This is a genomic window from Ferrimonas sediminum, assembly GCF_900100175.1.
In the GTDB taxonomy this organism is placed as follows: Bacteria; Pseudomonadota; Gammaproteobacteria; order Enterobacterales; family Shewanellaceae; genus Ferrimonas; species Ferrimonas sediminum.
On record NZ_FNEM01000011.1, the window covers coordinates 53421 to 68349 of the forward strand.

The window sequence follows — 14929 nt, forward strand, 5'->3', positions numbered from 1 at the left end:
TCAGCCTCCTGCAATTACGCTGAAAATATCGACGCTGTCGCCGTCATTAAGTGGGGTCTGTGCCCACTGTGTCCGGGGCACGATGCGGCTGTTGACCGCCACCGCCACACCGGGCTGTTGCTGATTCAGTTGCGTGAGCAACCCGGACAGGGCCATGGGATCGATAGCCATGGGCTCACCGTTGACCTCGAGCTTGATCATTGCGGTTCTCCACACACAGAACATTGCGGCTGCCGCGTCAGGCCAAACGAGCGCCAACTCAGGGTGTGAGCGTCAAAACGCTGCACCTGGTCGACAGGTACCGTAAGCCCAAGTAAACATCGGATGGCGATCAGCGCCTGCATACCGGCCACCGCCGTTAATACCGGTCCGGCCACCCCCGCCTCGCGGCAACTTTTGGGCGTCAGCGTCTCCGACGGCGGACTGAAACAGGCAAAGCACGCCCCTTGGCCATCCACCAGTTGAAGTTGCCCCTGCCACCCCACCGCTGCTGCGGTGACCAACGGCAGCCCCAGTGCGACACAGTGGCGATTGATGCAGTGACGGGCGTCGAGGTTATCGGTGCAATCCAGCACCAGATCCACCCCCTCAAGCAGCGATGGTAGTGACGCGTCATCGGCCATTGCCACCACCGCCTCGACCCGCAGGGCCGGATTGTGTACCTCGGCCCAGGCCTTGGCCGCCCGCACCTTGGCCAGACCCTGCTGCTGTGGCTGGTACAGCCATTGCCGTGGCAGGTTAGACAGAGATACGGTATCGGCGTCAATCAACCGCAAGCGGCCGACGCCGGCTCCAGCCAGGTTGACCAGTGCCGGCACCCCCAGGCCACCGACACCGATGATGGCGACGCACTTCTCGGCCAGCGCCTGCTGGCCCCGTTCGCCCCAGTCCGCCAGCAGCAGTTGACGGCCAAATCGCAGGTATTCGTCATCACTCAACATACAGTGCCTCCCGCTCACATCGCCCCTGCTCAAACGCCTGGTACAGCCCCTCCAGCGCCCGGTTGACGTCCGGCGCCTCGGTCACCGCCCGCACCACCGCCACGCTGCCGACGCCGCAGCGGGACACCGTTTCAGCCAGGGAAAGATCGATGCCGCCGATGGCCACCGTCGGCCAGCGGCCCGCCAACAAGCGGTTGTATCGTGCCAGTCGTGTCAGCCCCTGGGGCCGGGACGGCATCTGCTTGGTGGTGGTTGGAAAGATGTGGCCAAGGGCGACGTAACTGGGGTTGAGCTGCACCGCCCGCAGGATTTCGAAATAGCCATGGGTCGATAGCCCCAGCTTCAGTCCCGCCCGAGCGATGGCTTCCAGATCCGCATCCACCATGTCTTCCTGCCCCAGATGCACGCCGTAGGCGCCGTGCTTTATGGCCAGTTGCCAATAATCGTTAATGAACAGCCGCGCCCGACAGCGTCGGGCCAGTTCCACCGCCCGTTGAATCATGGGGTCCGCCTGTTGGTCATCCAGCCCCTTGACCCGCAACTGCAGGGTTCGCACCCCCTGGGCCAACAACCGCTCGACCCAGGCAACGGAATCCACCACCGGATAGACCCCCAGGGTGAGGGTGTCGCACCGTTCAAAGGGGGTCAGCGGTTGACGGAACGGGCCGTCGAAACCGAATTGCCGCTCCAACGCGTCCCCCGCCAATGGCACCCGGGGAAACGCCGACATCTGCTCCGGCCAGCCGGTGCGTGCCAGCGGTCCCTGCCCCTGCCCGGGCCGGTAACTGTGGCTAATGCCCTGATGCAGATAGGCCCGGGTCAGCACCAGGGCGTCCTCCCGGTCATAGCCCAGCGCCAGGAAACTGGCCAGGGCCGACGCCAGGGTGCAGCCACTGCCATGGGTGTTCACGCCGGACAGCCGCTCACCATCCATCAGAAAGTGGCGGTCGGCGTCCAGGTAGAGATCGACGCAGCGGCCGGGAATCAGATCGAAATGGCCCCCTTTGGCCAGGACGGCCGACGCCCCCTGCGCCAGCAGCGCCCGGGCCGCCTCGGTCATCTCCAGTGGCGACTGGATCGAGCGGCCGGTCAGGGCCGCCAGTTCGTCGCCGTTGGGGGTCACCACATCCACATAGGGCCACAGCGGGGTAAACCGGGGTTCGGCACCGTCGCGGCCACTGAGTCTGGCGCCGGAGGAGGCCACCAAGACCGGATCCAGAATGATCACCGGCCGCCGCTCTCTGGCTCCCAGCCAATCCGCCAGCAGCTGAATCTGTTCATCGTCGGCCAGCAGGCCGATCTTGATGGCGGCCGGGGGCAGATCACTCCACAAGGCATCGAGCTGGGCCACGAAGGTGGCGTTGCTGACCCGCTCTACGGCGGTGACGGCCACCGAGTTCTGGGCGGTAATCGCAGACACCACACTGCAGCCGTGGCAGCCGAGATCGGCCATGGTGTGCAGGTCTGCCTGAAGCCCGGCCCCGCCGCCGCAGTCGGAGCCGGCAATGGTCCAGACGATGGGACGCGCCGTCTGGCTTGCCCCGCTCACGACTGCGACTCCAGCTCATCTTCGTCACTAAGGGCATGGTACAGCTGGCCGCCCTGCTGTCGGAACGCCTCGGACTGCTGCGCCATCCCTTTGACAATCTCAGTGTCATCCTGCAGTTCGATCACCTGGGCCAGAGGATCGCCACTGCCGTTTTTGGCGGCGTAGTCTCGCACCTCCTGGGTGATCTTCATGGAACAGAACTTCGGCCCGCACATGGAACAGAAATGGGCCACCTTGGCGCTTTCCTGTGGCAACGAGGCATCGTGATAGGCCCGGGCGGTCTCCGGATCCAGTGACAGGTTGAACTGGTCCTCCCAGCGGAACTCGAACCTGGCCAGCGACAGGGCGTTATCCCGAATCTGGGCCCCGGGGTGGCCCTTGGCGATGTCGGCGGCATGGGCGGCAATCTTGTAGGCGATCAGCCCCTGTTTCACGTCCTCTTTGTCAGGCAACCCCAGGTGTTCTTTGGGGGTGACGTAACACAGCATGGCGCAACCATACCAGCCAATCATCGCCGCACCGATGCCGGAGGTGAAGTGGTCGTAACCCGGAGCGATGTCGGTGATCTGCGGCCCCAGGGTGTAAAACGGCGCTTCGAAGCACTCCTGCAACTGCTTGTCCATATTGACCTTGATCAGTTGCATCGGCACATGGCCCGGGCCTTCGATGATGGTTTGCACATCGTGTTTCCAGGCAATTTTGGTCAGCTCGCCCAGGGTTTCCAGCTCGGCAAACTGGGCCCGGTCGTTGGCATCGGCCACGCTGCCGGGGCGCATGCCATCCCCCAGAGACAGGGCGACGTCGTACTGGGCGCACAGCTCACAGATGGCTTCAAAGTGCTCATACAGGAAGTTCTCCTTGTGGTGAGACAGGCACCATTTGGCCATGATGGAGCCACCACGGCTGACGATGCCGGTGACCCGCTCGGCGGTCATGGGCACATAGCGCAGCAGCACGCCGGCATGGATAGTGAAGTAATCCACCCCCTGCTCCGCCTGCTCAATCAGGGTATCGCGGAAGATCGGCCAGGTCAGATCTTCGGCAATGCCATTGACCTTCTCCAGCGCCTGGTAGATGGGCACAGTGCCGATGGGTACCGGACTGTTGCGAATGATCCACTCGCGGGTTTCGTGAATATGACGACCGGTGGAGAGATCCATCACGGTGTCGGCGCCCCAGCGACAGCTCCACACCAGCTTCTCCACCTCCTCTTCGATGGAGGAGCTGACCGATGAGTTACCGATATTGGCATTGACCTTGACCAGGAAATTACGGCCGATGATCATCGGTTCCGCTTCAGGGTGGTTGATGTTGACCGGAATGATGGCCCGACCGGCGGCCACTTCACTGCGTACAAACTCGGCGGTGATGCGTTCAGGCAGGTTGGCACCAAAGCTCTGACCGGGTTGGGCCTGGGTCAGAATCTCATTGCGCAGCCGTTCTCGACCCAGGTTCTCCCGAATCGCTACATACTCCATCTCCGGGGTAATCACCCCGTTCCGGGCATAATGCAACTGGCTCACATTGGCCCCGGCTTTGGCCTTGCGGGGGTTAGGCAGCTGCTCGAAGCGCAGATGGTCAAAACCGGCATCCGCCAGCCGCTGCTGGGTGTAGTCCGAACTCACGGATGCCAACTCGGTGGTATCTCCACGCTCCAGAATCCATTGACGGCGCAGTGGCGCCAGCCCGGCTCGCACATCAATGTCACTGGCGGGATCGCTGTAGGGGCCGGCGGTGTCGTAAACCGGTATAGGGTCGTTGTCACGGGTAATGGGGTTGGCGCGGTCGCCGCCGATCACCGACGGCGTCAGGGTCACCTCTCGCATGCCGACACGCAGATCGTCACGACTGCCGGTCAGGTAGAGTTTTTCTGAATTGGGAAAGGGGTGGCCCTGCAGGCCATCGAGGTAACGCTGGGCGTGTTCACGGTTATTACGTCTGGTCGACATAAGCAATCTCCAAAAAGTTAGGGGAAATTGCTTGTCGGACGGGTTCCTGAAACGAGAATTCAGCCAGGGTAGTACCCGAAAAATCCGGGATCACTTGTAAGGGATTTCGGGCACGTTCTGGCTGTAGCTTGTTTTCCTACGCAGGTACTAACCTGTTCAGGTTCCACGGATTCCGCAATGCGGTCTCAGCCCTAGGGCACTCCGACAAGACCCGGGAAGTATAGGAAGTTGGTAAACCGGAAACAAGTCCCGACTATCAGGTTTGTTACAACCAGGCCGACCGCGCCCCGGTGCTCGAACCGCCCTTAACTGCTGTACCGGCGGCACTGGCCCAAAGGATCCGGACTCAACGGCCCGCGGCCGACGCCTGCAGCAATTCGGCCATTTTCTGATGCACCAGATTGATGGCTTTCAGGGGGCGAATCATCACCTTAAATTCGGCGATCTGGCCGTCATCGTTCCAGGTAATCAAGTCAACGCCGTTGATCTCGACACCATCGACCTCGGTAACAAACTCCAGCGACAGGCGGTTGCCGCCATCGATTTTGTTCACGTAGCGGAACGACGGCGTCATCAGAATTGAAAATGCCGCCTGCAGGTAGGCGCAGGTGATCGCCTTGCCCCGCTGCGGGGTGTGTACCACCGGGCTGTGAAAACACACCTCGTCCGCCAGCAATTGCGGCAGGCTCGATACGTCACCGCTGCTTATCAGAGTATTCCAGCGCTCCATTGGGGTCATTTTTTTCTCCATCCAGGATGTTGACTCATATTCCAACCATCAAGATTACCGAAGATCACCCACATTTCAATACAGATACCAACAGATTGCATCGGTAATAACTATTGTTTTCCAGCGCAAACAGGGTGCCATTAGCGGGGTAAATAGCGATATCCCTCTGCGCAATTTGTCCGCGACACGCCGTATCTCTTGAGAGCAAACCTTTGACGGTTTATTCTACCCCGCTAATTATAAGGAGTTTGCCCATTGAGCCCCCTGCAAGAACGTTCCGTTTTTCTGTTTGACCTCGACAACACCCTGTACCATCCCGAAGCCGGTATCCTCGATCAGGTCGGATCGCGCATGAAGCATTATGTTGCCGATAAACTGGCGCTGAGCCCGGAGCAGGCCACCGAGCTCTGCTTTGGTTACTACCACAAGTACGGCGGTACCCTGCGCGGATTGCAACAACACCACCCGGAAGTCGATCTGGACGATTTCAGCGTCTATGCCCATGACGTCGACACGTCAAAACTGCATCACAACCCCGCTCTGGCAGAACAGCTGAACGCCCTGTCGCAAAAGCGGTATATCTTTACCAATGCGGCCCTGCCCTATGCCCGTCGCCTGATGGAGATCATCGGCATCGAAGACTGCTTTGATGGCATCTTTTCGGTCGAGGATACCGGTTACAAGATGAAGCCCGATCCCCATGCCTATGAGCAGATCGCCCGCAAATTTGGCTTTCAAGGCAGCGACGCGGTGATGTTTGACGATCAACCCTCCAACCTGGATACCGCGCAAACCTTTGGTATTCGTACCGTGTTGGTGAACCGCCCGGATGTAAGTCAGCACAATGCCTGTTACGCCACCAGCTCTTTGGCTCACTTTTTGCGCAAACTCAATCAGATCCAGCCCTGACAGCGCAGGCCAGCCACAAAAAAGCAGATAAGTGCAGCTAACATTGCTGTGTAAGTGCACTATGCCCTATGCTGAATGAAGCGCTATGGTTCCCCCCGATGAGGGTGAACACCGTTTGATTTTGCATTTTGGGATCGCACATGGACTGGCAGAGACCGACTTGCCCCTCTTCGGGGCAACGTGAATGCCCCGCCTCTCCGAGTCGGGGGCAGACTTATGACTTCTCTTTGGGATAATCTCAGCCGCCGCTTTCAGCGACAATACGGCCAGGCTGCCCATGCCCTGTATCATGCCCCGGGCCGGGTCAACCTGATGGGCGCCTCCACCAGTGCCCAAAATGGCTTTGTACTGCCCTGCGCCATTGGGTTTGGCACCACGCTAATAATGGCACCGACCCGAGGCAACAAGGTTAATGCCGGCCAGAGCGACGACCCGTCACAGCAAGTCAGCTGGGATCCGGATCATTTTCCGCCCACGTCAGATCGAGATCCAATGTGGATCAATCACATTCAAGGCGTATTAATGGCGCTCAGAGCCCGGGGCTACCGGCTGACCGGTCTGAATATCATGGTGCATGCATCCCTGCCTCCCGGGGTGGCCCTTGAAGACAGCGCCTCGTTGGGGGTAGCATTGACCTATGGCCTCAATGACCTGTTTCACCTTGGGCTGTCGCCCCAGGGCATCGCCCAGGTCAGCCAGCAGGCAAAACGGGAGGTGAATGCCCGCCAGGACAGTCTCGTGGATCCCTTGATCAGTGCCATCGCTTCCGAGAATCACGCAACACTCATTGACTGCAAAACACTCAGTTGGCAAGGCATCCCCATGCCGGACTCTGCGCACCTGGTGGTGTTCAATATCCAGGGCGGCATGAGCCCGCACTGGCACCTTGAGCAGGAGCGTCAACGGCAGTGTTCACAGGCGGCGTGCTACTTTAACCAGCCGTCCCTGAGAGAGGTGTCCCTCGACCAACTCAATGCCGGCCGCCAGCAGATGCCGCCGCAGCTGTTCCGACGAGCCCGCCACGTGATCAGCGAGAACCAGCGGGTACTGGCATTGGCCGATGCATTGGTGCAGCAGGATTACCGAGCCATAGGCCAGCTGATGGCCAGCTCACACCAATCGCTAAGCGGGGATTTTGAGCTTGCCAGTCCGGCCATCGACGCCCTGGTCGGGATCACCCGTTCGGCACTGGGCGATCAGGGCGGCGTTCGCATGAATGGCATAGGCTGCTACGGAGATGTGGTTGCGCTGATGCCTGAGACGATAAAATCAGCGGTTATTAAGCAAGTTATGCAAGAATATCCCAAACAATCCGAGCTTTATGCTACCTTCATCAGCACAAGAGCCAGTTCAGGAGCCTGTCGTGTCCGTTAAGATCACCCCACTGTCCCCCTGGGAGCATTACCGCGTCGGTGAGCTGCCAAGAATTCAGATTGAAAATGACCATCTGCGCCTGGAGGTGCTGGCGCTGGGTGGCATCGTACGCAAACTGGAACTGAAGCGACCGGATGGCCGCTGGCAAAACCTGGTACTGGGCTGCGACAGCGCGGGCGATTACCTGTCCCAGAAAGCCTGCCTTGGCTCTGTGGTGGGCCGCTGGGCCAACCGAATCGCCAATGGCCGCTGCCTGGTAGACGGTTACGAGCTGGAGCTGGATGCCAACCTCTATCCCCATCATCTTCACGGTGGATTGGCGGGATTTCACCACAAGGTGTTTTCCCTGACACCCATCGACGATGGCATCAAACTGACCCTCACCAGTGCCCACGGTGAAGCCGGCTTCCCCGGTAACCTGCAGCTGGAGGTGTTCTATCGCCTAAAAGGCAGCCAGTGGCTGGTTACCATGAACGCCGAGGTTGACCGCCCCTGTCCGGTTAATCTGACCCAGCACAGCTACTTTAACCTCGGCGGCCCCATCACCGGTTATCAACTGTACAGCAACGCCCCCTACATCGTCATGACCGACAAGGAGGGCATTCCGGTGACACTGGAGGAGACCAGCCGCAACCCGCTGGATCTCAACCCCAACCCCACTATCGGTGAACTGATGGACCAGCCATTAGAAGCACTGCGCCAGGTGGGCGGACTGGATCACTGCTACCTGTGGCCCGACGACGATGCCAAGGTCAAGCCCCGGGCGCAACTGCTGTCGCCGGCCTCCGGCATTAAGCTGACGCTTCACAGCGATCAACCCGGCTTGCAACTGTACACAGGTAACCACCTGGGGGGCACGCCGGCCTACGATGGCAAGTGCTACAAACACCATCAGGGTATGGCACTGGAACCCGGTCTGTGGCCCGATGCCCCCAACCAACCCGGGCACACCAAGGGGATATTGCGTCCTGGTGAGACCTATCAACACCATACGGTATACCAGTTCGATAACGTCTAAGCCCCTACCCATATTGAAAAATCCGCCAACTGGCGGATTTTTTTTGCCCAACTTGTTGTACACAACTTGCTAACTTGTACAACTATGGTCTAGGTTTATCCTTAAAGTTATACATAAGGAGAGGCTATGTACAAGTTTGATCGGCACCAAATTCAAGTGGGGATCAGCGCCTGTCTGTTGGGACAGAAAGTACGCTTTGACGGCGGCCACAAACAGAGCCGCTTCTGCCAGGACGACCTGGGCCAGCATGTGCACTTTCGCGCTATCTGCCCCGAGGTAGCCATCGGTATGGGCACCCCTCGCCAAACCATTCGGCTGGTGGCCGCAGACAAGGTTCGAGTGAAGGCCTCGGACGGCAGTTTTGACGTCACCGAGCCCCTAACAGAGTTTTCCCGCTCTACATCGGCCACCCTGGGCTATCTCAGCGGCTATGTGTTCTGCGCCAAATCTCCCACCTGCGGCATGGAGCGGGTCAGCCTGTATCAACCGGACAGCAACAACTCGGTCCGGGAGGGAATCGGCGTGTTCGCTCGGCGGATCATGATCGATCATCCCAACCTGCCGGTTGAGGAGAACGGCCGCCTCAATGATCACAACCTCAGAGAGAACTTCGTCACCCGGGTGTTTGCCTATCACGACTGGCAGCAACTGCGCCATCAAGGCCTCAGCGCCGACGCTCTGTACCGATTTCACGCCAGATACAAATACCTGCTGATGGCCCACGATCTGCAAGTGTACAAGACCCTGGGGCGCGAACTGGCAGACGCCGGCTCTGATCTGGCCCCCTTTGCCAACCGCTATGAGTCTCAGTTTATGGGGGCGCTGAAACAGCACGCCAACCGAAAGGCTCACACCAATGTTCTGCAGCACATTCAGGGCTACCTGAAGCGGGAGCTGAGCAGCAAAGAGCGCGTAGCCCTGGCAGAGTGTATCGATAAGTATCGCCGCGGCCTGCTGCCGCTGCTGGCCCCGATCTCTCTGCTGAAACACTACATGACCCTGTACCCCAACTCCTACATCAGCGATCAGGTTTACCTGAATCCTCACCCGGAAGAGATGCAACTGCGTTATGAACACTGATTACACCCAGGCCCGCTACCCGATCCGTGAGGTTTCGGCCCGAACCGGCGTCAACTCGGTCACCCTGAGGGCCTGGCAGCGGCGCTTTGGCCTGCTGAACCCACAGCGCACCGCCAAAGGACATCGCCTCTACAGCGAACAGGATATCGACACCATTGAAACCATCGTCGGCTGGCTGGAGAGAGGGGTCGCCATCAGCCAGGTCAAACCCCTGCTCACCACCCCAAATGCCGACGTCGACGCCGACCACTGGCAGCAGCAGATCGATGGGTTGATGACCCAGGCCCTCAATCTCAACGGAGAGAGCCTGCAGCAGCAATTGGATCACCTGACGGCCATGTACCCCTTTCCACTGGCCAGTAACCGGGTGCTGCGCCCCTGGCTGGCCCAGTGGCCTAAGCAGATTCAGGGCCGTCCGGATGCCGATGCCCTGGACAGCTGGTTGCACACCCAGTTATCGCTGAGGCTGTCGACCCGGTTTACCCTGACCAACCAGAACAACCCGGGGCCCGCCATCGCACTTATCCACCTGGAGACGACGCCCGCCATCGTCAGTCAATTGCTGGATCTGGAGTGGGCGCTGGCCGGAGTCAGGATTCAACCGCTGCCACTGACCAATCTGGCGAGTTTACCGCTCATCATGGACAGGCTATCACCAAGGCCACTGCTGCTAAACCTGGGGGCTAAACCTCAAACCGCCGACATCAAGGTGATCCGGCAACTGAGCCAGTCGGGCCACACCCTGCTGCTAACCGGCGAATTCGCCGGGATTCACAGCCAAAACCTGGCACTTCCGGCAGCCCCTTGCCACAAGGAGGCCCTGCTATGACGGTGATCTGGTTCCGGCGCGATCTGCGCATCGAAGACAACCCGGCGTTAACGGCGGCAGTAGCCAGCGGCCGTCCGGTGATTGCGCTATACATCAGCTCTCCCGCCCAGTGGCAACACCATCACGTGGCGCCGATACAGCTGGATCTGACCGAGCGGGCACTGAATCTGCTGAGCCATCAACTGGCCGGCATCGGCATTCCACTTCACCATCTGGTGGTGCCCTGGTACCGGGACATTCCGGCGGCGCTGCAGCAGTTTTGCCATCAACACCAGAGCCAACGGGTGTTTGCCAATCGCGACCATGAGGTCAATGAGAGCCAGCGGGATCAGCAGGTCGCCGCCAGCGGCGTCGAGCTGTCGCTGCATCACGGCGACTGCCTGGTGCCGCCTGGCAGCGTCACCACCGGCAGTGACACCATGTATCGAGTGTTTACCCCGTTTCGACGTCGCTGGCTGCAAAAGGTGCAACTCACCCTGGCAGATCCCCTGCCCGCGCCGGTGGCCGGCCCGCCCGTGGCCTCCTCCGCTCTGATTCGATTACCGGTGGACAGCGTTTGCAGTGGCGCCTGGGAGGTCAGCGCCGAAGGGATCGGTCGCTTACTGGCCGAGTTCGTTGACCACCGAGTGGATCATTACCATCAGCAGCGGGATCTGCCCGCCGTGGATGGAACCAGCAGGTTATCTCCCTACCTGGCGCTGGGGATGATTTCGCCGCGACAGTGCCTGCACCAGTTGCTACAGCGCGCCCCGTGGGCCTTGGAGCACAGCGCCTCCGGCCCCTTCACCTGGCTCAGTGAGCTGGCGTGGCGGGAGTTTTACCGGCACCTGATCGTGGCCTGGCCTAAACTCTGTAAAGGTAAAAATTTCAATCCTCTGGGTGACAATATTCAATGGAATGACCGTCCCGATCTGTTTCAGGCATGGTGTCAGGGACGCACTGGCTACCCACTGGTAGATGCCGGAATGCGGCAACTGCAGCACACCGGCTGGATGCACAACCGCCTGCGGATGGTGACCGCCAGTTTCCTCAGTAAAAACCTGCTGATCGACTGGCGATTGGGGGAGCGTTGGTTCTCACAGCACCTGATCGACGGCGACTTTGCCGCCAACAACGGCGGCTGGCAATGGTGCGCCAGTACCGGTTGTGACGCCCAGCCCTACTTCCGCCTGTTCAACCCGATCAGGCAGAGCGAAAAATTCGATCCACAAGGGGATTTTATTCGTAGATACGTCCCAGAGTTATCTGATTTAGATAACAAAATGATTCACATGCCGAGCGACCGACAGCGGCCTGCCGATTATCCGGCGCCGGTGGTGGACTATCGCCAAAGCCGCGAGCTGGCACTGTCCCGCTTCTCGGTGATGAAAAAAGGAAAGTAACCCATGAACTCAGCGGTCACGCCCATCACAGATGACACCGACGCCTCGCTGGTAGCGCGCTTCGTCGCCCTGTATCAGCGACTGGACTATCAGTCTCTGTCACAGTTAACCAGCGTCTACGACGACGACATCGAGTTTATCGACCCACTGCACCGGGTCCGTGGCCTGACACAGTTGACCCGCTACTTTTCAAGCCTGTATCAAAACCTTCAGCACAGCAGTATCGAGATCACCGACCTCCTTCATGGTGCCAACGAAGCGGCGCTGTACTGGCGCATGACCCTGGTTCACCCCAGGCTCAACCGTGGCAAAACGGTGCTGGTTGAGGGGCACAGTCACCTGAAGTATTCCGATCGGATCTACTACCACCGCGACTATTTCGATGCAGGACAGATGCTGTATGAGCAGTTGCCTCTGCTTGGCCCTGTGGTCAAAGCCGTGAAACGCCGGGCCGGTCAATGAAACGGGTGGTGATCACCGGAGCGACCTCCGGCATCGGCAAGCAACTGGCGCAGGATTACGCCAATCAGGGTTGGCAGGTGTTTGCCTGCGGCCGCAATGCCACCGCTCTGGAGGCGCTGGGCCGTCATTCAAACATCAGTACCCGTCAGTTTGATCTGACCGATGCAGAGCAAACCCAGGCCCAGTTATCGAACCTGCCCGGACTGGATTTGGCAATCCTCAACGCCGGCAGCTGTGAATACATCGATGATGCCCAGCAGTTCGACGGCGCTCTGCTGGCCCGGGTGATGACCACTAATGTGCTTAGTGTCGGCTACTGTCTGCAAGCCCTGCTGCCCCAGCTCCAGCCAGGCAGTCGCCTTGCCCTGATGGGCTCCATCGCCAGTGCCCTGCCCCTGCCGCGCGCCGAAGCCTATGGCGCCAGCAAGGCCGCCATTGCCTATCTGGCCCGAACCCTGGCCATCGACCTGGCCCCATCCAACATTGGCGTCAGTCTGATTACGCCTGGATTTGTCCGTACCCCCCTGACTGATAAAAACCAGTTCGCCATGCCGATGCGCATCGAAGTGGCTGATGCCAGCAGGCGTATTATTCGCGATTTGGCCAAGGGAAAAGCCCAGATCCACTTTCCGAAACGATTCACTCTGTTACTTAAATTGTTCGGTGCATTGCCACAGAGCCTGTGGCAAACCATGGCCTTAAAGGGACTTAAGCAATGAAAAAACGGATCGCCATTATCGGCAGCGGCATCTCCGGTCTGACCTGCGGTCACATGCTGCACCGCCACCACGACATCACCCTGTTTGAAGCGGCAGACACCCTCGGTGGCCACACCGCCACCGTCGAGGTGAAAGTCGACGGCAGAAGCTGGGCCATCGACACCGGCTTCATCGTCTTCAACGATCGCACCTACCCCAACTTCCGCCGCCTGATGGCCCAGTTGCGAGTGCCCAGCCAGGCCACCGAGATGAGTTTCAGCGTCCACAACCCGACCTCCGGCCTGGAGTACAATGGCCACAGCCTGTCGACGCTGTTTGCTCAGAAACGCAACCTCCTGAGCCTGCCCTTTCTGACCTTGATTCGCGAGATTCTTCGCTTTAACCGCCTGTGCAAAACCGAGCTGCGTGATAACACCCTGGGCAGCGACGAAACCCTGGGCCAGTTTCTGGCGGCGCATCAATTCAGTGACTACTTTGCCGAGCACTACATCCTGCCCATGGGCGCCGCCATCTGGTCTTCCAGCCTGACTCAGATGAGAGATTTCCCGCTGCTGTTCTTCATTCGCTTTTTTGATAACCATGGCCTGCTAAACATCAGCAACCGGCCCCAGTGGTACGTGATTCGCGACGGTTCCAGGGAGTATATCGGCCCGATGATCAAGGGCTTTGAACAACAGATTCGTCTGGCAACGCCTGTGGCCTCGGTCACCCGTCTTGACGACGGTGTCGCGTTGACGCTGGACGATGGCGGCAAGGAGGTTTTCGATGAGGTTATCTTTGCCTGTCACAGTGATCAGGCCCTGGCGCTGCTGGCCGATGCCAGTGAGCAGGAGCAGCAGGTACTGGGCGCCATTCGTTACAAAGACAATCAGGTGGTGCTGCACACCGACACCAGCCTGCTGCCCCAACGGCGCGCGGCCTGGGCCGCCTGGAACTATCGTCTTAACCGCGATCCCGGGCTGCCGGCACAGGTCACCTACAACATGAACATCCTGCAGCGCCTGGAGCAGAGCGCGCCGACCTTCTGTGTCACCCTGAACCAGGGCGCCGACATCGATTCGGCCAAGGTACTGCGCACCTTTTCCTATGCCCACCCGGTCTTCGACCGAGCCAGTCTGGCGGCACAAGCACAGCGAGACAGCATCTGTGGTCAGCGCCGCAGCCATTTCTGCGGTGCATACTGGTACAACGGCTTCCACGAAGACGGAGTCAGGAGCGCATTGGATGTGTGCGCCAGGCTGGGGATCACCCTATGACTCTGCACAGCGCCCTTTATCGAGGCTGGGTCGGCCATCACCGGCTCAGACCGGTCAACCATCGATTCCGATATCGGCTCTACACCCTGGCCATCGATCTCGATGAACTGCCGCAGTTGGATGCCATCAGCGGCTGGTTCGGGGTCGACCGCTGGGCTCCGCTTAGCCTCCATCAACGCGATTACCTCGATGGACAGGGGCTGACTCGACGCACACTGTGGCAAAAAGTGACTCAGCTGGGCGGAGAGAATCTAGGCGGAAGGGTGCTGTTTGTGGGCCAGGGGCGCTGCTTCGGTCTCTACTTCAGTCCGGTGAACTTCTTCTACTGTTACGATCAGCAGTCGCAGTTGCGTTACCTGCTGGCCGAAGTCAGCAATACCCCCTGGAATCAGCGCCATTGCTATCTGGTGGACGTGACCCGGCAAAGTCCCACCCCCAAAGCCTTCCACGTCTCACCGTTTATGCCGCTGCAGATGGAATACCATTGGCGAATAGGCCCGCCCGGGGAGCAACTCAAGCTGCAGATGGAAAATCATCAGCAGGGCAAGGCTTTCGTGGTCAGCCTGAAGATGCAACGGCACCCATTCGACGCCGCCCAGCTGCGCCGTACACTGCTGGCCATGCCGGTGATGACCCTGAGTATGCTGGCCTCCATCTACTGGCAAGCCTTGAAACTGTGGTTAAAGCGCGTTCCTTTCATTCCCCATCCCGGGCAAGCTTCGGAGAAATAA

The 14929-nt window shown here is 59.5% G+C and carries 15 protein-coding genes and 1 riboswitch; of the genes, 10 read left to right on the forward strand and 5 right to left on the reverse strand.

From position 1 onward, the window contains the following. The 5 genes from thiS to BLT77_RS13010 all read right to left on the reverse strand — a co-directional run bounded on the left by thiS (position 1) and on the right by BLT77_RS13010 (position 5178). Positions 1 to 201, reverse strand: coding sequence for a sulfur carrier protein ThiS (gene thiS, locus BLT77_RS12990; protein WP_090365930.1), 201 nt, complete (start codon positions 199 to 201; stop codon positions 1 to 3). Further along, positions 198 to 941 carry a HesA/MoeB/ThiF family protein gene (locus tag BLT77_RS12995; RefSeq protein ID WP_090365931.1) on the reverse strand — a complete coding sequence of 248 codons (744 nt, stop codon included), beginning with the start codon at positions 939 to 941 and terminating at the stop codon, positions 198 to 200. The genes thiS and BLT77_RS12995 overlap by 4 nt, the downstream gene beginning before the upstream one ends. Next, positions 931 to 2490, reverse strand: a complete 1560-nt coding sequence (thiE, locus tag BLT77_RS13000; protein WP_245709944.1) for a thiamine phosphate synthase — start codon at positions 2488 to 2490, stop codon at positions 931 to 933. The genes BLT77_RS12995 and thiE overlap by 11 nt, the downstream gene beginning before the upstream one ends. Then, complete coding sequence (gene thiC, locus BLT77_RS13005; RefSeq protein ID WP_090365934.1) at positions 2487 to 4439, reverse strand: phosphomethylpyrimidine synthase ThiC; 1953 nt, start codon at positions 4437 to 4439, stop codon at positions 2487 to 2489. The genes thiE and thiC overlap by 4 nt, the downstream gene beginning before the upstream one ends. A 115-nt stretch (positions 4440 to 4554) precedes the next feature. Next, positions 4555 to 4653: riboswitch (TPP riboswitch) on the reverse strand. Between the two features lie 132 nt (positions 4654 to 4785). Then, positions 4786 to 5178: a nuclear transport factor 2 family protein gene (locus BLT77_RS13010; protein ID WP_090365937.1), complete on the reverse strand. Its 393-nt coding sequence runs from the start codon at positions 5176 to 5178 to the stop codon at positions 4786 to 4788. Between the two features lie 246 nt (positions 5179 to 5424). On the opposite strand from BLT77_RS13010, the gene BLT77_RS13015 reads away from it, so the two are divergent. The 10 genes from BLT77_RS13015 (at position 5425) to BLT77_RS13060 (ending at position 14929) form a co-directional block, all read left to right on the forward strand. Then, positions 5425 to 6078, forward strand: a complete 654-nt coding sequence (locus BLT77_RS13015; RefSeq protein WP_090365939.1) for a pyrimidine 5'-nucleotidase — start codon at positions 5425 to 5427, stop codon at positions 6076 to 6078. Positions 6079 to 6294: 216 nt separating this feature from the next. Then, positions 6295 to 7452, forward strand: coding sequence for a galactokinase family protein (locus BLT77_RS13020; protein WP_090365942.1), 1158 nt, complete (start codon positions 6295 to 6297; stop codon positions 7450 to 7452). Further along, a complete protein-coding gene (locus BLT77_RS13025) occupies positions 7442 to 8470 on the forward strand; it encodes an aldose epimerase family protein (RefSeq protein WP_176819307.1) in 1029 nt (342 codons plus the stop codon). The genes BLT77_RS13020 and BLT77_RS13025 overlap by 11 nt, the downstream gene beginning before the upstream one ends. 126 nt (positions 8471 to 8596) lie before the next feature. Then, on the forward strand, positions 8597 to 9550 hold the full coding sequence (locus BLT77_RS13030) for a YbgA family protein (RefSeq protein ID WP_090365946.1): 954 nt from the start codon (positions 8597 to 8599) through the stop codon (positions 9548 to 9550). Then, positions 9540 to 10379, forward strand: coding sequence for a MerR family transcriptional regulator (locus tag BLT77_RS13035; RefSeq protein WP_090365951.1), 840 nt, complete (start codon positions 9540 to 9542; stop codon positions 10377 to 10379). The genes BLT77_RS13030 and BLT77_RS13035 overlap by 11 nt, the downstream gene beginning before the upstream one ends. Beyond that, positions 10376 to 11761 carry a deoxyribodipyrimidine photo-lyase gene (gene phrB / locus BLT77_RS13040; protein WP_090365955.1) on the forward strand — a complete coding sequence of 462 codons (1386 nt, stop codon included), beginning with the start codon at positions 10376 to 10378 and terminating at the stop codon, positions 11759 to 11761. The genes BLT77_RS13035 and phrB overlap by 4 nt, the downstream gene beginning before the upstream one ends. Before the next feature lie 3 nt (positions 11762 to 11764). Further along, positions 11765 to 12223: a nuclear transport factor 2 family protein gene (locus tag BLT77_RS13045; protein ID WP_090365958.1), complete on the forward strand. Its 459-nt coding sequence runs from the start codon at positions 11765 to 11767 to the stop codon at positions 12221 to 12223. After that, positions 12220 to 12942, forward strand: coding sequence for an SDR family NAD(P)-dependent oxidoreductase (locus BLT77_RS13050; RefSeq protein WP_090365961.1), 723 nt, complete (start codon positions 12220 to 12222; stop codon positions 12940 to 12942). Before BLT77_RS13045 ends, BLT77_RS13050 begins: the two co-directional genes overlap by 4 nt. After that, the gene (locus tag BLT77_RS13055; protein ID WP_090365964.1) at positions 12939 to 14198 is read left to right on the forward strand and encodes an NAD(P)/FAD-dependent oxidoreductase; all 1260 of its coding nucleotides are present in this window, start codon (positions 12939 to 12941) and stop codon (positions 14196 to 14198) included. Before BLT77_RS13050 ends, BLT77_RS13055 begins: the two co-directional genes overlap by 4 nt. Continuing rightward, positions 14195 to 14929, forward strand: a complete 735-nt coding sequence (locus tag BLT77_RS13060; RefSeq protein ID WP_090365965.1) for a DUF1365 domain-containing protein — start codon at positions 14195 to 14197, stop codon at positions 14927 to 14929. Before BLT77_RS13055 ends, BLT77_RS13060 begins: the two co-directional genes overlap by 4 nt.